Source organism: Bradyrhizobium sp. UBA2491 (assembly GCF_002341725.1).
GTDB lineage: Bacteria > Pseudomonadota > Alphaproteobacteria > Rhizobiales > Xanthobacteraceae > Bradyrhizobium.
Window position 1 is genome coordinate 67,941 of record NZ_DDOP01000080.1, and the last position, 15,290, is coordinate 83,230.

General features: G+C 65.6%; 14 protein-coding genes and 1 pseudogene. 6 read left to right on the forward strand and 9 right to left on the reverse strand.

The window, feature by feature from the left end:
• Positions 1 to 26: 26 nt before the first annotated feature.
• Both efp and B2W55_RS27745 read left to right on the forward strand, forming a co-directional pair.
• Positions 27 to 593, forward strand: a complete 567-nt coding sequence (efp, locus tag B2W55_RS27740; protein ID WP_021081155.1) for an elongation factor P — start codon at positions 27 to 29, stop codon at positions 591 to 593.
• 155 nt (positions 594 to 748) lie between these two features.
• On the forward strand, positions 749 to 2,326 hold the full coding sequence (locus B2W55_RS27745) for a peptidoglycan DD-metalloendopeptidase family protein (RefSeq protein ID WP_100555257.1): 1,578 nt from the start codon (positions 749 to 751) through the stop codon (positions 2,324 to 2,326).
• 32 nt (positions 2,327 to 2,358) lie between these two features.
• Here the strand turns inward: B2W55_RS27745 and B2W55_RS27750 are convergent, their stop codons facing one another.
• The 6 genes from B2W55_RS27750 to B2W55_RS27775 form a co-directional block, all read right to left on the reverse strand.
• On the reverse strand, positions 2,359 to 2,751 hold the full coding sequence (locus B2W55_RS27750) for a tautomerase family protein (protein ID WP_024578371.1): 393 nt from the start codon (positions 2,749 to 2,751) through the stop codon (positions 2,359 to 2,361).
• A gap of 241 nt (positions 2,752 to 2,992) precedes the next feature.
• Positions 2,993 to 4,927: a caspase family protein gene (locus B2W55_RS27755; RefSeq protein ID WP_051404229.1), complete on the reverse strand. Its 1,935-nt coding sequence runs from the start codon at positions 4,925 to 4,927 to the stop codon at positions 2,993 to 2,995.
• Between the two features lie 14 nt (positions 4,928 to 4,941).
• Positions 4,942 to 5,364: a chorismate mutase gene (locus tag B2W55_RS27760; protein WP_080890977.1), complete on the reverse strand. Its 423-nt coding sequence runs from the start codon at positions 5,362 to 5,364 to the stop codon at positions 4,942 to 4,944.
• Positions 5,365 to 5,497: 133 nt separating this feature from the next.
• Entirely contained in the window at positions 5,498 to 6,391 is an 894-nt protein-coding gene (locus B2W55_RS27765) for a dihydrodipicolinate synthase family protein (protein WP_024578374.1), read from the reverse strand.
• 191 nt (positions 6,392 to 6,582) lie between these two features.
• Entirely contained in the window at positions 6,583 to 7,089 is a 507-nt protein-coding gene (locus B2W55_RS27770; RefSeq protein WP_024578375.1) for a cupin domain-containing protein, read from the reverse strand.
• Between the two features lie 138 nt (positions 7,090 to 7,227).
• On the reverse strand, positions 7,228 to 7,707 hold the full coding sequence (locus tag B2W55_RS27775; protein ID WP_024578376.1) for a carboxymuconolactone decarboxylase family protein: 480 nt from the start codon (positions 7,705 to 7,707) through the stop codon (positions 7,228 to 7,230).
• Positions 7,708 to 7,790: 83 nt separating this feature from the next.
• On the opposite strand from B2W55_RS27775, the gene B2W55_RS27780 reads away from it, so the two are divergent.
• Both B2W55_RS27780 and B2W55_RS27785 read left to right on the forward strand, forming a co-directional pair.
• Positions 7,791 to 8,366 (forward strand): MarR family winged helix-turn-helix transcriptional regulator, encoded by a 576-nt coding sequence (locus tag B2W55_RS27780; protein WP_024578377.1) that lies wholly within the window; start codon positions 7,791 to 7,793, stop codon positions 8,364 to 8,366.
• 112 nt (positions 8,367 to 8,478) lie between these two features.
• On the forward strand, positions 8,479 to 9,711 hold the full coding sequence (locus tag B2W55_RS27785; protein ID WP_024578378.1) for a lytic murein transglycosylase: 1,233 nt from the start codon (positions 8,479 to 8,481) through the stop codon (positions 9,709 to 9,711).
• 91 nt (positions 9,712 to 9,802) lie between these two features.
• On the opposite strand, the gene B2W55_RS27790 is transcribed toward B2W55_RS27785, so the two are convergent.
• A complete protein-coding gene (locus B2W55_RS27790) occupies positions 9,803 to 10,621 on the reverse strand; it encodes an SDR family NAD(P)-dependent oxidoreductase (RefSeq protein ID WP_024578379.1) in 819 nt (272 codons plus the stop codon).
• An 18-nt stretch (positions 10,622 to 10,639) separates the two neighbouring features.
• Positions 10,640 to 12,481 carry a single-stranded-DNA-specific exonuclease RecJ gene (gene recJ, locus B2W55_RS27795; RefSeq protein ID WP_024578380.1) on the reverse strand — a complete coding sequence of 614 codons (1,842 nt, stop codon included), beginning with the start codon at positions 12,479 to 12,481 and terminating at the stop codon, positions 10,640 to 10,642.
• A gap of 488 nt (positions 12,482 to 12,969) precedes the next feature.
• Here recJ and B2W55_RS34290 point away from each other — a divergent pair.
• Together B2W55_RS34290 and B2W55_RS27805 are read left to right on the forward strand one after the other, a co-directional pair.
• Positions 12,970 to 13,785: pseudogene (locus B2W55_RS34290) on the forward strand (glucosyltransferase domain-containing protein); the annotation flags it as partial.
• Positions 13,786 to 13,993: 208 nt separating this feature from the next.
• Complete coding sequence (locus tag B2W55_RS27805) at positions 13,994 to 14,374, forward strand: hypothetical protein (protein ID WP_024578382.1); 381 nt, start codon at positions 13,994 to 13,996, stop codon at positions 14,372 to 14,374.
• Positions 14,375 to 14,418: 44 nt separating this feature from the next.
• Here the strand turns inward: B2W55_RS27805 and B2W55_RS27810 are convergent, their stop codons facing one another.
• Positions 14,419 to 15,138 carry a haloacid dehalogenase type II gene (locus B2W55_RS27810; RefSeq protein ID WP_024578383.1) on the reverse strand — a complete coding sequence of 240 codons (720 nt, stop codon included), beginning with the start codon at positions 15,136 to 15,138 and terminating at the stop codon, positions 14,419 to 14,421.
• Between the last annotated feature and the right edge of the window lie 152 nt (positions 15,139 to 15,290).

Genomic DNA, 15,290 nt, shown 5'->3' on the forward strand with positions numbered 1-15,290 from the left:
CGCTTCTCAAATTCAGGAAAACACCTTTGAAAGTCATCGCCAGTTCCATCCGCAAGGGCAACATCATCGAGCAGGATGGCAAGCTCTATGTGGTCCTCTCCGCCGAAAACATTCATCCCGGCAAGGGCACCCCGGTCAGCCAGATCGAAATGCGCCGCATCGGCGACGGCGTGAAGGTGTCGGAGCGCTACAAGACCACCGACCAGGTCGAGAAGGCCACCGTCGAAGACCACAACTACAACTACCTCTACGAAGACGCCGACGGCTTCCACTTCATGAACAACGACAACTACGACCAGGTCCAGGTCTCCAAGGAGATCGTCGGTTCGTCTGCGCCGTATTTGCAGGAGAACATGACCGTCAAGCTGTCGATGCACGACGGCAATCCGGTCGCGATCCAGCTGCCGCAGCGCGTGACGCTGGAAGTGGTGGAGACCGAGCCGGTGACCAAGGGCCAGACCGCCTCGTCCTCCTACAAGCCCGCGGTGCTGTCGAACGGAATCCGCACCGGTGTGCCGCCGCACGTCTCCACTGGCACCCGCATCGTGGTCATGACCGAGGACGGTTCCTACGTGGAACGCGCCAAGGACTAATCAAGGACTAAGCAGCGTGGACGCCGCGAGGTCGAGGTGAATGATCTCCCCGCATCAGGCTGTTGTTTAAACATAAAATTTCCGGAAAACTGCTACACACTTTTCCGGATCTTGCTCTACTCTCGCTGGCGATCAGTCATGAGCCGGGGGGTGCAGTGAGCAGGAAGGTGGTCAGCTTCATCAGTTGCTGGCTTGCAGCCCTGCTCTTGCCTCTTCCCGGCGCTGACGCTGACGAATTCAGGACACCCTCGATCTCGGCCATGCGGGTCGAATGGCGCGCAGCGCTCGACCAACTGCGGCAGGAGATCGGCGGCCACCCGGCCGTTGCCGCCAATTTCAGCTTCGCCGGCCAGCGCCGCGTCCCGGCCTCGGATCCGCGCTCGACCCCTGCGCTGGTGCAGCTGAATGCGGTGACATCGCCGCTGTTCCCCGGCATCGCGCGCAGCCCGATCCCGGTGCTGCTGCCGTTCGATCCCGCGAGCTATCTCGACGCACGGCTGAGCGGCGCGCCGGACAGCCTGGCGGTCGCGCGCCATCAGGCCGACTTCCGTGCCGCCGATCTGTTCCATGCCGGCGCATCCGGCTATGACGCAGTGTTCTCACTCGATCCGGGAGCCGTCGACGGCATGCCGCCACGGACGTTCGCAAAGCCGGTCGAGGTGCAGATCTCGGGCTCGATCCTGGTCTACGACCTGGCCGACCGGCTCGGTGGCAAGGGCGAGCCGGTGAAGGCGCTGGCGGCGCAGTTTCCGGATCTGCGCCGCTTCATCCGCGAGGGCTATGTCCGCTATGCCTTCACCAGGTTCGGGATTCCCTATGTGGTCTCGATCCAGTGCCTCGACAGCGCGCCGCGGCCGAAGCGGCTGGCGTGCCGCGAGGCCTCCCCGGTCGCCGAACGCTTCCTGAAGGCGTTGCATATCGCGGGCGGACAGCCGTCACGCCCGCGCAGTGACCTCGCCGCCGACGTCGCCGAGCGCCCAATCGCGCCGTCGGCCGCCTTCACCTATCGCCCGAGCGGCGACATCATCGCCGGCAGCGGCGGCCGCAGGCAGCAAGGCGGCCATGCCGACTTCACGGTGTATTCGCAGATCCGCTTTCCGCTGGAGAAGGCGCCGGCGTTCGCGCATTCGCAGTCCTTTCCGAAGCGCGGGCGGGTCGACGAGTATCCCTGGCAGGACAATTTCTGCGAGGCGCGCAGCTTCGAGGTCGGGCAGTGCGCGAGCGGCTACGGCCACCAGGGCCAGGACATCAGGCCGGGCGGCTGCCCGCCCGACAGCAAGGATGGTTGCGACCCCAGGCAGCAGGCGGTCGTCGCGGTGCGCGACGGCATCGTGATCCGTTCGGCGCAGCAGCAGGCGGCGACCTTGCAGGTCAATACCCGCACCGAGCATGTCCGCTTCCGCTACATGCACATGAACCCGTCCGCGATGGATGCCGACGGCCTGCTCAACGGCCGCCGCCTCGGCGAAGGCGAGAAGATCGGCGTGGTGTCGAACTATCTCGACCATCCCAACGGCACCTCGCGGCATCTGCATTTCGACGTGCAGGTGTTCACCCGTGACGGCTGGCTCTGGGTCAATCCCTACACCACGCTGGTGTCGGCCTATGAACGTCTGATCCGCGGTCGCGGCCGCGAGATCGGGCCGGAGCCCGGCCCCGCCGCCGCCGTGGCCCACGCTTTGCCCGACGACGTCGTGCATCACATCGACACCCAGGAAGGCGGCGGCAATTAGCCGAGCCGAGCCGGCCAAGACCGATACGCGGTCTATTTCAGTTCGCCGGTCATGAATTGCGCCCGACCCATACCGAACGACCAATCCTCATCGTCATTGATCACGAAATTGATGACGAGGTCGCTCGGTGCGATTCCGCAAGCTGACGACAGCCTCTCGGCAAGGACGCGATAGAAATCCAGCTTCAGGGCCTTGTCGCGCGGACGGCTGGTCAGTTGGAGCATCACCAGACTGTCCGTCCGGGGAATATCCAGGCCGGTGTCGAGCGCGACGACCTGACATCGCGGATGAACGTGCACCACCTGGTAGCGGTCGCGCTGCGGCACGTGGAGGGTTTCGACCAGCACCTCGTGCGTGACATCGAGCAGCCGCTGAATCTCTACATCGCCTCGTCCCTCGATCACATCAAAACGCAGAAACGGCATGTTGATGGCTCCTTGCTTGGCTTACCGAAGACTGTCTCGTACGCGCGCCGTCGACCATCGCGATGATCCAATCTGCGTCGTTCTCAATGTTTCGAAATGTCTCGCACGCCGCGGCGGTTCCGCGCTTCAGGCGAACCGGGCCGCCCGTCCGACTTGCCGGACTGAAGCACGGCCTTGGGCCGGCGGATAATGATTATCCGAGATGGTTGCGATCTGAATCGCAGATCAGGCCCGCCGGCAACTACTTTGCCAGTACCGCGCTTTGCAGCGCCGCAAGCGTGTCCGGTCCGTAACGCCCATCGGGCGCGCGCTTGAGCAGGCCCGCACGCGCCAGCCGCAGCTCGACCGCCTTGCGCAGTTCCGGCGTCAGCGACGTCGTCGGCTTCTCGATCAGCAGCGCGCGCGCCACCGGTGAGCCGCCGCGCAAGGCCTCCAGGCCGTATTCGGCGGCCTTGCCGGGATCGCGCCGAAGGCCGCCGGCACCCGCCATCAGCAACGGCATCAGGCTCGCCTTGGCATTCATGTTGCCGATCGCCGCGGCACGTTCGTAGAGATCGGCGGCGCGCGCAAAATCGCGCGGCTCGCCGATGCCGCCGGCGGCCAAGTTGCCGAGCATGACGTTGCCGTCGCCGTCGCCGAGTTCGGCGGCGCGCTGAAACAGTGTGCGCGCCGTGGCATAATCCTTCACCGCGCCGGTCAGGCCGAGCAGCACATAGCCGACGCGCAGCATCGTCGCGGTGTGCTCGGTGGTGACGAGCTTGTCGATCCATTGCCGCGCCTGGCGGGCATCCTTCGGCACGCCGGTGCCTTGCAGGTATAGCACCGCGAGGAAACCCATCGCCTGCGGATCGCCGGTATCGGCAGCCTTGCGGTACCATTGCGCAGCCTGCGCCGCGTCCGCGGGACGCCCCACCCCGTTCTCGTAGCCGATGGCGACGTTGCGCATCGCCGGCACGTTGCCCGCGGCCGCGGCCTGGTCGAACAACGCCACCGCGCGCGGCAGGTCGGCCGGGCCGCCCTCGCCCTTCTCCAGCATCACGGCGAGGTCGGACATCGCCGCGACCGAGCCCGCCGCAGCGGACTTCGTCAGCCAGTCGCGCGCCTCCGCGAGTTCGCCGGCGACGCTGAGCGCGCGCGCCATCTGAAATTGCAGACGGCGATGGTCCGGCGCCTGCGTGAGCGCCGCGCGGCAGGCATCGACGGCGAGCCGCGGCTGGATGTGATTGAGCGCGACGCCGGGCACGCCGGAGGGCCGGTCGGTGTCCTCGGCGGACGCCGCGAGCTTGTCACAGCCTTCCGCGGCGCTGCGCGCGGCCGGTGTCGGCAGCACCAGCGCAGCCGTCTGCGTCGGCGCAGGGGCTGCGGCAACCGGCGGCGGCGCCGTCGGGGCCGGCAGGCCGACGAAATAGAAATCGCCGAGCAGCGAGAACGTCACCTCGGGCAATTGCCGCTCGTTGGTCGCCTTGTAGACGTCGGCCGCGACATGCCGGAACAGCGGGCCGATCTCGACGCCGGGCTGGCTCACCTCGCGGATGAACGCGGCCGCGAACGGACTGTTGCGCCCCTCGCCGTCGGCGGCGACCGCGCCGGGCTGTGTGGAATAGGCGATCACGGTGCCCGCGGTCTGCTTGATCCGTGCCAGGCCGCGCGTGATCGTCACGGCGCGCGCGGGATTGGCCTGCGCCAGCAACTGGTCGGCAAGCGGATTGTCGCGGCAGGCGTCGAGCATCAGGATGCGCACGCCACTGGCGCGTTGCAGGTCGGCGAGGATGTCGTCGACCCGCGCCATCTGGGCGCCGATGTCGGCGGCGCCAGTCAGCCTGGCATCGATGGGCACGAGGTAGTTCGCGCCCTGGAATTGAAAGCCATGACCGCCGTAAAAGAACAGTGCAGCATCAGCGCCGACGGCGGCATCGGCAAAGCGGCGGAATGCGTCGTCCATGCCGCGCTTGTCGAGATCGACCCCCTCCACCACCTCGAAGCCGGCGCCCTTCAGCATCCGCGCCACATCGGTCGCGTCATTGCGCGGATTGGGCAGTTGCACCGTGTTGCGATAGGCCGAGTTGCCGATCACGAGCGCCACGCGCCTATCGGCAAAGGCCGAGCCCGATGCGACCATGCAGCCGAAGAGGACAAACGCCGCGGCCGCGACCCTGCGCCGGACTGAGTACCGCATGCTGCCGCGTCCGCTTACTTCTTCCAGGGGGCATCGCCGCGCGCTGCGGCGTCGGCAAGGATGCCCTGCTCATAGTCGATGAAGGCGCGCACCATCGCGCGGTAGGCGGCTTCGGCAACCTTGGGCGACAGACCATCCTGCTCGGCGAGTGCCATCGCCTTCTTCACCACCGCCTCGGCGCGCTCCGGCGCCTCGACTTGCGCCGGATTGGCCTTGAAGCGCGCGGCCTCATGGACGTAGCGGCCGCGCTCGGCCATCAGACGGACGATCTCGCGATCGAGTCGGTCGATATTGCCGCGCACCTCTCCAAGCGTCTTGCAGCAGGCGCCGTTGTCGACCGTGGGGCGGCCCCATAGTGCCGCCGTATTGGTTGCGGGTTCCTCGGCCCACGCCATCGCGGGAACCAGGAGCGTCAGCAGACATACCGGCAATCGCATCGAACGCCTCCCAATAGCGCCTCGCGATTGTTATGCCGATTTTGCGCAGAGATGGAAGCCGCGACGCCGGCGGATCGAACGCGGGTTCCATTCGGAACTGGATCGATGCAACCGGTCACATCATGTGATGCGATCAACCGAGCTCGATTCCCGCCAAAACCTCGCCCACCTTCTTCTGGGCATCGGAAGGCAACGGCAGGATCGGACGCGGCGGTTCGGCCGCACAGATCCCTCTGAGATTGGCGATCGCGTAAACGACCCGCAGGCTCGAGAACGTCTTGAGCAATTGCCAGACCGGTTGCAGCCGCGCGTCCAGCTGCCGCGCCTTGGCGGCATCGCCACTTGCCGCGGCACGGACGATGTCGAGGCAGACCTTGGGGAAAATTCCTGCGAGGACGCTGTACCAGGTCTCGCCGCCCGCCAGCAGCGCCTCGGTACAATTCCAGTCGGCGCTGTAACCCAATGAGAAGCCGTTCGGGACGACGGCCCGCAATTCGGCGACATGGCCCGGCAAGGCCGCCGCGTCGAGTGCGGGACTCTTCACCGCGACGATGCCGTCCACATGGCTCAAACGGCCGATCAAGGCCGGCGTGAAGCGAAAATGCGTCGTGCCCGGATTGTCGTAGATGCAGATCGGCAACCTGCTTTCACGCGCCACCGTTCGAAAGTGCTCGAAGACCTCATCATCGGTCAGCGGCGTATACGATACCGGCGCAAGGAGGCCTGCGGCCGCACCGGCATCACGTGCGTCCTGCGCCAGTCTTACGGCATCATCGGTCCGCAGCGCACCCACGCCAACCAATATGGGTGTCCCGCCAGCGGCCAGGGCGGTAGCCGACTGCACCGCACGCCGCCGCTCGTCGCGGCTGAAATACGGATAGGAACCGGTGCTTCCGAGCAGCCCGATCGAATCCACCTTCGCGGCAATCAGGGGCTCCAGCAATGCGCGAAGCGCTCCCGCATCGACCTGCCCGTCTCGATTGGAGGGCGTGATCGGGAAGGCAGAAAGCCCCTTGAGATGGACCATCGTTGGCTCCTGTTCAGTGGCGGCCGTGAGAGGCGGCGAAACCGCGCTCCGGCCGCAATCGTCGCGCCATCAATCGCCGCGCGCAGTTCCGCCTGCAAGGTCCAGTTTCCTGCGGACTTTGCAGCAAACTGGCCCAGTGCCGCGCCGGGTTCGAGACCGACGCGGAACCGGGTTGGCTTCGATCGGCGGTGCTATTCGAGCATCGTGGTGAGCGGCGCGCCTTCATCCGCCACGAACACCGCGATCAGCTCCGCAGGCTCCGTGGCGCTTGCATTGGCCGAGACCATGTGGGTCGAGCCCGGCGGCTCGAAGAAGGACTGGCCGACATGGAAGGTCTCGACCGGCCCGCCGCCGAGCTGGGAGCGAATCTCGCCCTTGGTGATGTAGGCCGTCACCGAGCCGGAATGACGGTGCGGCGGCGTGAACCCGCCGGGACCGTAGAACACGCGCACGACGGTGACGCGCTTGCCCGGCACGTTGGGCAGCGCGTGCGAAGTGATGACCTCGACCTTGTCGAGTGGCGACGCCGCATTGGCGCTGGCGCATAGCGGCGCGATCACCGAGGAGATCGCATCCATCGGGGTCGGCAGGCTCTTGCCGATCACCAAGGCGCTGGCCAGTCCTGCGACCACGGCCAGCGACACAGGCCGCGACAACCGCGCGAATGGAAGGGATGGTGTCATCGTCATCGAGGTCATCGGCCGTCTCCCTTGTTATTTACTGTTTGATCCGTTCCGGCTTTAAAGCGAGATGAGGTTGAATCCTCGTCTCGCTTTAGCTTCTTGTTTGCGCATGATCTTTTCGGAAAGCCGCTGCGCACTTTTCCGGATCATGCTTTAGGAAGCCGCAGCGTCGGTGCGCTGCCGGCGCGGCGGCGGCGTCCAGCGATAGGCCGCACCGAACCTGTTCCAGACATTGATCGATGCGATCGCCGAGGTCAGATAGGTCAGCTCCTGCTCGGAGAATTCGGCGGTCACCTGCGCATAAACCTCGTCGCTGACGCCATTTGGCATCGTCGTCAACGCCTCGGTCCAGGCCAGCGCGGCGCGCTCGCGGGCCGAGAACTGCGGCGCCTCGCGCCACACCACGACGAGATTGAGCTTGTCGACGGGAACGCCGAGGCTCTCGCTCTGCAGGATATGATACTGCACGCAAAAGGCGCAGCCGTTGATCTGCGAGGCGCGGATCTTGACGAGCTCCAACAGCTGCTTGTCGAGACCGGCCTTGGCGGCGAACTGGCCGAGCGCGCGCACGGCCGCGAAGACGTCGGGCGCTAGCCTCTCGAAGTCGGAGTATTCCTTGCGGGCATGTGACATTGGCGCGGCCTCGTGTTATCAGTGTACTGAGACATTATCAGAGCTCTGATATCGAGCAAGCCACGAACACTGACGAAGGCAACATGGCGGGGATGCAGAAACGTGGGAAATCCGGTGCTGCCAAGCGGCGCCCGGTCGACAACATCATCGGCGGAAGGACCACCGCCGCATCAGGGTCGGGCGCCGCCGACGCCCTGCTCGCCTCCTCCGTCCCGGCTCCCGGCGAAGGCAAGCGCGGCGAACAGGGTTATCTCGGCTATCTGCTGCGCCAGGCCCATGCCGCGTCGCGGCTATCGATGGAGCGCGCGCTGGGGCAGCTCGGCGTCACCTCGCCGCAATTCGTCGTGCTGACGATGCTGAAGGCCTATCCCGGGCTGTCCGGCGCCGATCTGGCGCGGGTGGCGCTGCTGACGCCGCAGACCGTCAGCGTGATCATCCGCAACCTCGAGCGTGACGGTGCGATCCGGAAGACACCGCACCCGGTCCACGGCCGGGTGCTGCAATGGACCCTGACCGACCATGGAACCAGGCTGCTCGAGAAGTGCCGCCACATCGCCCAGGATCATGAGCGCCGGCTCGCTGCCGGCCTTGACGCCAAGTCGGAACAGGTGGTGCGCCAGTGGCTGTCAAAAATCGCCACAGATTTGCAGGATAGCTAAAGCATGCCCCGGAAAAGTGGGAACCGGTTTTCCGATAGAGGCATGCTCAAATCGTGATTGCTGCGGCGGCGTGGCTTTTGGCTCACTCGACCGGCGCCGCTACACTGGTCAGATGAAACAGCCTGATTCTCCGCGATCCCCTGCCCGTCGTTCCGTCCTGAAGGCGGGGCTGGCAGCAAGCGTTGCGCTCGCCACCCCGCTCGGCGCACTGGCCGCCGCCCCTCCGGGCTTCGATCAATGGCGCGACAATTTTCGCGCAAAGGCGCAGGCCAAGGGCATTTCGGACGCGACCTGGAATCGCTGCATGGGCCGGGTCGAGCCCGACATGAGCGTCTTCAAGCAGATGCGCAACCAGCCCGAATTCCACGAGCAGATCTGGCAATACATCAACCGCCGGGTCTCCGACTGGCGCATCATCCATGGCAAGGAAGCGCTGAGGAAGAACGAGGCGCTGTTCACCCGGATCGAGCGCGACTTCGGCGTCGAACGCGGCACGTTGCTCGCGCTGTGGGGTGTCGAATCGGCCTATGGCGATCCGCTGGTGCAGCAGAACCACATGACGCCGGTGTTTCCCTCGCTGGCGGCGCTCGCCTGGAACGAGCCGCGCCGCAAGGCCTATTGGGAGACCGAACTGATCAACGCGATGAAGATCGTGCAGCGCGGCTGGAGCACGCCGGAGGAGATGAACGGCTCCTGGGCCGGCGCGATGGGGCATTCGCAGTGGATGCCCGAGGTCTGGCTCAATGTCGGCTTCGACTATGACGGCGACGGCAAGGTCTCGCCGTTCGGCCGGCCCGACGATGCGCTGGGCTCGACCGCGAAATACCTGGTCAATCGCGGCAAGTGGCGCCGCGGCGAGCACTGGGGTTACGAGGTGCGCGCGCCGGGTGGCGCCAGCGGCAGCCGCAGCTATGCGGCCTGGGCGAGCGCCGGCGTCGTCAGAGCCGATGGCCAGCCGTTCCCGCAGCCGAACGCGTCGGCGCAGCTCTGGATCCCGGTCGCCGGCGGGCCTGCTTTCCTGCTCGGCCCGAACTTCAACTCGGTAAAAAGTTACAATCCCTCGATGAACTACGCGCTGGCGATCTGCCATCTCGGCGATCGCTGCCTCGGCGGGCCGCCCTTCATCCAGCCCTTCCCGGGCTCGGAGCGCGCGCTGACGCTCGCCGAGGTGCAGGAGATGCAGACGCGGCTGACCAAGGCCGGCTTCGACACCGGCGGCACCGACGGCCGGGTCGGCAACGACACCATGAAGGCGATCAAGGATTTCCAGATCAAGTCCGGCCTGCTGCCCGCCGATGGTTACGGCGGGCTCAAGGTGCTGGCGCGGTTGCGGCAAGGCGGTTAGCCATCATCGCGATCCCGTGTAGCCCGGGTGAGCGACAGCGACACCCGGGGCGGTGTCTCCCGCATGTCGCTCCGCTCATGCGGGCTACACGCTAGCCACCCGCAGGCTGCCGCACCACGCCGCCGGCATTCATGCCGCCGTCGATGACGAGTTCGCTACCGGTGACGTAGCGCGAGGCATCGGAGGCGAGATAGAGCACGCCTTGCGCGATCTCGATCGCCTGGCCGGCGCGGCCGAGCGGCGTCGCGAACCTGGCGCGCTCGTCCGGATCGATCGGTGCGTTCTGGCCGGCGCCCGTCGCACCGGTCGGGATCTTGCCCCAGATCGGCGTGTCGATGATGCCGGGATGCACGGAGTTGACGCGGATGCCGTCGTTCACCTGCGCGCATTCCATCGCGATCGACTTGGCGAACAACCGTACCGCGCCCTTGGTCGCGCTGTAGCCGGAGAGCGTCGCGGCACCACGCAGGCCGGCCAGCGACGACATCATGATGATCGAACCGCCGCCATGCTTGCGCATCAGCGGCAGCGAATGCTTCACCGACAGGAAAACGCCATCGATATTGATCGCGGTCTGGCGGCGCCAATCCGCCAGCGACATCTCGACGATCGACGGCGCCCCGATGCCGATGCCGGCATTGGAGACCATGATGTCCAGGCGGCCATGGCGCTTGCCGATCTCAGCGATGACCTCGATCCAGCGCTCCTCGCTGGTGACGTCCTGCGGCAGGAACGTCACCTTGCGCCCGGCCTTGGTGAGCCGCGCGGCGAGCTCGGGTCCCCGCAACTCGTCGATATCGGTCGCAACCACCGTCGCGCCTTCCTGCGCCAACAATTCGACGATCGCCTCGCCGATTCCCGATGCGCCGCCGGTCACCAGCGCGACCTTGCCTTCAACCTGTCCTGCCATGTCCTCTCCAAACGTTTCTTATCGGATCACCGTCGGGCCCTGATCCGGCGCCGCGACGTCGAGGACACGGAATTGCACACGTTCGGTGCCTTGCCAACGGTCGACTGCAAGAGAGCCCGCCACGTGCAATTGCTGACCGCGATTTTGCGTCAAGGCGCTGCCGAGCTTCTGTCCGATGGAGCGGAATGCGATACCGTTGACGATGGACCCGTCGCCGGACTTGAAGCGCAGCCGCAAATGCGCCTGCCCGACCTCGTCGGCATAGACCAGTTGGTGCGACGGCAGCGCGATCACCGGCTCCGGATTGGCGCTGCCGAACGGCCCCGCGCGATTGAGCGTCGCGGCGAATTCCGGCGTCACCGCGCGCGCGGTCACCGCGCCGTCGATGAACAGCTCGTTCTCGTGACGGGAATTGGCGACGTCGGCTGCCAGCGCGCTTTCCATGTAGGCGCGGAATTCGGCGAGCTTCTCCTTGCGCAGCGTGACGCCGGCCGCCATCGCGTGGCCGCCGCCCTTCATCAAGAGGCCGTCGTGCACCGCCTGGCGCACCGCTCGGCCGAGATCGACGCCGCCGATCGAGCGGCCCGATCCGGTGCCGATGCCGCCCGGCTCGAGCGCGATCGCGAATGCGGGACGCGCGAACTTTTCCTTCAGCCGCGCCGCGACCAGTCCGACCACGCCGGGATGCCAGCCTTCCGCCGCAGTGACGATGACAGCGCCCTTGTCCTCGAGCCCGAGCGAAGCCAGCGCCTCGGCTTCGGCCTGCGCCTCGGCGGCCTGCTCGATCACGCGACGCTCGGCATTGAGCCGGTCGAGTTCGGCCGCGATCCGCGCCGCTTCCGAGACGTCGCCTTCGAGCAGTAGCCGGACGCCGAGGTCGGCGCGCCCGATGCGGCCGCCGGCATTGATGCGCGGCCCCAGCATGAAGCCGAGATGCCAGGCCTCCGGCGGACCGTTCAGCCGCGCCACATCCATCAGCGCGGTATGGCCGACATGGTCGCGCCGGCGCATCGCGATCAGGCCCTTGGCAACGAAGGCACGGTTGAGCCCGATCAGCGGCGCGACGTCGGCGACGGTGCCGAGGGCTACGTGATGCAGCATGCTGAGCAGGTCCGGCTCCGGCATCACGCTGGTCCAGAAGCCGCGCTGACGCAGTTCGCGGTTCACCGCAACCAACGTGACGAACACGAGGCCGACAGCAGCGAGATGACCGAGCCCGGAGAGATCGTCGGGCCGGTTCGGATTCACCAGCGCGTCGACCTCGGGCAGTTCATCGCCGGTCTGGTGATGGTCGATCACCACCACCGACATGCCGAGCTTCTTCGCTTCCGCCAACGGCTCGATGCTGGTGGTGCCGCAATCGACCGTGACCAGCAGCGTCGCGCCCTTGGCCGCCAGCGCACGAACGGCGTCGACGTTCGGCCCGTAGCCTTCGAAAATCCGATCCGGAATGTGGATCAGCGGGTCGAGCCCGCAATGGCGCAGATGCCAGGTCAGCAGCGCCGCCGAGGTCGCGCCGTCGACGTCATAGTCGCCGAAGATTGCGACCTTTTCGCCGCGGACAGCGGCATCCGCGATGCGCTTGGCCGCAGTCTCCATCTCGGTGACCGTGTGCGGATCCGGCATCAGCTTGCGGATGGTCGGGTCGAGGAAGTCGGCGACCTCGTCGATCGCGACGTCGCGCCCCGCCAGCACGCGCGCCAGCATTTCCGGCAGATTGTGTCGCTGCACGATCGCGAGCGCCCGCGCCGCGCCGCGCGCATCCAGCCGGTCGCGCCAGAGCTTTCCGGTCAGCGACCGCGTCACGCCAAGGAACGCCTGTGGCGCCTCGATGGGGATGGCAGTGGCGGGAGGGGTCATATTGCGTTCAATTCGTCGAGCGTCCACCGGAGGTCATTTCAGCAAAGGGGTGGGCGCAATCCGCCGCCTCACGCCGATCGATCAGGATTGATAGAGGTAGCATATCGGTGCGCCGAGGGTGCCCCGGCCCGGCGGTTTTGCACAACGCAGCCATGATCCTGATCTTGCGGAACAATCCCCGCCCCCTCGGCCTAGCCTGCGCTTCGGCACCAAGGGAGCGGCGAATGCCCTCAAGCCGGCTCCGGCTGCAAGCTGGTCGACCAACCAGCAAAATTCCACGCAATTTCTGCACATCATCTCCTGTAAAGCCTCCCATTTTGGCCTCGCGAGCCGCACCTGATCCTTCGACCTGACGGCAGATGTCGTGATGGGACGGAGGTCCGATGAACGCAAGCACAGCAAGAACAATCGCCCGGCAATTCGCCGCTCCGTTCTCGGCCGTGCTCGCGCTCAACATCGTCGCGCGTGGTCAGGCCTTGTTCGCACCGATGTACTCGATTGACAGCTATGACGTCGCGCGGAAGTCATTCGGCGGAGAGATCGCCTACTCTCTTGGCGATGGGCGCTTCATTCGCGCCGCGCTGTGGTGGTTACAGGCGCAGATCGGCTTCCTGCCGATCGAGTCGATGTCGGCATCGATCTGTCTGGCTATTCCGCTCTTCATCATCGCCGGATTCGTATTTGCGGCGGCGATCTTTGATGATTTGAAGCAAGCGGAAGCGTTCGCCTTCGCCGCGCTGTTCACCCTGCATCCATTTGCGACCGAATATTTCTATTATGGCGAAGTCACCTTCGCGACAATCCTGGCGTTCCTTTCGGCGGCATTGGCCATATGGAGTGCCTACCGCGCGCCGCAATCGCTGGTCTGGCGTTGCGCAACCGTCGCAGCGGTCGTCCTCGCCCTGGGCAATTATCAGATTGTGATCGGCCACATCGCGGCAGGCGGACTCCTCGTTCTGGTGGCGCGAATGTGCGCTGGCCGCAGCGCTTCGGGGTCGGACTGTTACGCTTTCCTCGGCGACTTCTCGCGTCGTACCGCTGTCCTGGTCGCCGGAGCTGCGGTCTATCTGGCCTGCCTGGTTCTGACGAGATATTTCAACGCAGCGGTCGCTTCGGGCAGAGCCTATCGCACCGGCTTACCGGACTTCTCCCACAAGCTTCACGCAGTCGGTCCTGCGTTGAAGTTTTGCCTCTTCCCGCCGCAAGGCATCGTCCCCACAACAATCTCGGTTGCGACCATCCTCGGGCTGGCGATGTGTGTCTTCCTGCTCCTGCAAATGACAATGCAAGGCCGGAATCGCATTGCCGCCCTCGTCGTCGGATCGGCAGTCGCCTTGGCAGTGATCTGCGCCGCAGCCGCATCGCTGATCGGTGACGTCAGTTGGCAAGCGCCGAGGCTCTTCTCGCCGATCGCGCTCTGCATAGCAGCACTTGGTGTGGCAGGTTTTCGACTTGCATCCGCCGGACGGAAATTCGGGCTGGTCGCCATATCCGCCATCGTGATCACGGGCTATGTCGGCGGACGCCTCGATCTTGTTCGATCAACGGCGCATGAACTTATGGGACCATCAGGAAGCGAACCGGATCATCGCTCGGCTCGAAGCAGACCCCGCCTTCGGCAAGGTGGCGGCGCTGGCCGTGGTGGGCCGCCGCAAGGCGCACCCGCTCGTGCTCAGCACATCGTCTGTCGATATGAACACATCCGGACTTGGTTCGCCGTGGTCCAAGCTGGGGCTGTTCGAGCAAGCGACGGGTTACAGTTTCGCGTCACCGACGGATGCCCAATGGCAAACCGCGATCGATTATTGTTCGCATGCGACAGCCTGGCCGCTGCCCGGTTCCGTCGGCGTGATCGACGACCTGGCGGTCGTCTGCCTTCCCCAGGCTCATTAGGCTTGCACCGCGGCTCTCACATCCAGGACACGAGAGCGCCGGGCTCAACACCCCATCCTGTCCGCTATGGCCCCGAAATCCTTGGCCACGATGTCCCAGTTGCCGGTGGCCTCGAAATCGACCTTCTGCAAGGGACCGTACTCGGTCGGCCGCGCCACGAAGGCGGTCTTCAGGCCGTGCTTCTGCGCATGCTTGAGGTCGTAATTGTGGGCGGCAACCATCATCACCTGCTCCGGCGGCAGGCCGAGGAGCCTGGCGGCGCCGAGATAGGTTTCCGGATCGGGCTTGTAGTGTTCGAACAGTTCGGCCGACATCACGAGGTCCCAGGGAAGGCCTGCGAACTTCGCCATGTTGGTGAGCAGCCCGACGTTGCCGTTGGAGAGCGGAGAGATGATGTATTTCGTCTTCAACCGCGTCAGGCCGGCGACGCTGTCCGGCCAGCCGTGCAGCCGATGCCAGCCCAGCGTCAGATGATGCAGGTCGGCCTCGGTCAGCCCCTTGATGTCGAACTGGGCGATCAGCTTCTCCAGCGAGCGGCGATGCAGGACGTCGAGGATGACGTAGCCGTTCTGCGGGTTCTTGCGCACCTCGTCCATCGAGGCCGTGTAGACCGCGCGCCAACCGTCGACCAGCGCGGTCCAGTCAACTTTGATGCCCCGCGCCGCGCCCCATTTGGTGAAGTCGTTGATCAGGCTGGTGCGCCAGTCGACCACAGTTCCGAACACGTCGAACACCAGGGCCTTGACGCCGGACAGATCGGACATGGGTACCTCCTGTTTTGTTGTTCTTGCTTGCGTCACGCTCTCTCTTCGTCATTTCGGGATGCGCCTCTTGGCGCAGGCCTCAGATGCGCAATTGCGCATCGGGGAATCCATACTCCCGATGGTGGTTATGGATTCCGGGCTCGTCCTTCGGA

Excerpts from the sequence above, each read along its gene's own strand:
- B2W55_RS27750 (WP_024578371.1), bottom strand. The coding sequence starts at position 2,751 with ATGCCGTTTCTGCGTTTTGATGTGATCGAGGGACGAGGCGATGTAGAG.
- B2W55_RS27755 (WP_051404229.1), bottom strand. The coding sequence starts at position 4,927 with ATGCGGTACTCAGTCCGGCGCAGGGTCGCGGCCGCGGCGTTTGTCCTC.
- B2W55_RS27760 (WP_080890977.1), bottom strand. The coding sequence starts at position 5,364 with ATGCGATTGCCGGTATGTCTGCTGACGCTCCTGGTTCCCGCGATGGCG.
- B2W55_RS27765 (WP_024578374.1), bottom strand. The coding sequence starts at position 6,391 with ATGGTCCATCTCAAGGGGCTTTCTGCCTTCCCGATCACGCCCTCCAAT.
- B2W55_RS27770 (WP_024578375.1), bottom strand. The coding sequence starts at position 7,089 with ATGACCTCGATGACGATGACACCATCCCTTCCATTCGCGCGGTTGTCG.
- B2W55_RS27775 (WP_024578376.1), bottom strand. The coding sequence starts at position 7,707 with ATGTCACATGCCCGCAAGGAATACTCCGACTTCGAGAGGCTAGCGCCC.
- B2W55_RS27780 (WP_024578377.1), top strand. The coding sequence starts at position 7,791 with ATGGCGGGGATGCAGAAACGTGGGAAATCCGGTGCTGCCAAGCGGCGC.
- B2W55_RS27785 (WP_024578378.1), top strand. The coding sequence starts at position 8,479 with ATGAAACAGCCTGATTCTCCGCGATCCCCTGCCCGTCGTTCCGTCCTG.
- B2W55_RS27790 (WP_024578379.1), bottom strand. The coding sequence starts at position 10,621 with ATGGCAGGACAGGTTGAAGGCAAGGTCGCGCTGGTGACCGGCGGCGCA.
- recJ (WP_024578380.1), bottom strand. The coding sequence starts at position 12,481 with ATGACCCCTCCCGCCACTGCCATCCCCATCGAGGCGCCACAGGCGTTC.
- B2W55_RS27805 (WP_024578382.1), top strand. The coding sequence starts at position 13,994 with ATGTCGGCGGACGCCTCGATCTTGTTCGATCAACGGCGCATGAACTTA.
- B2W55_RS27810 (WP_024578383.1), bottom strand. The coding sequence starts at position 15,138 with ATGTCCGATCTGTCCGGCGTCAAGGCCCTGGTGTTCGACGTGTTCGGA.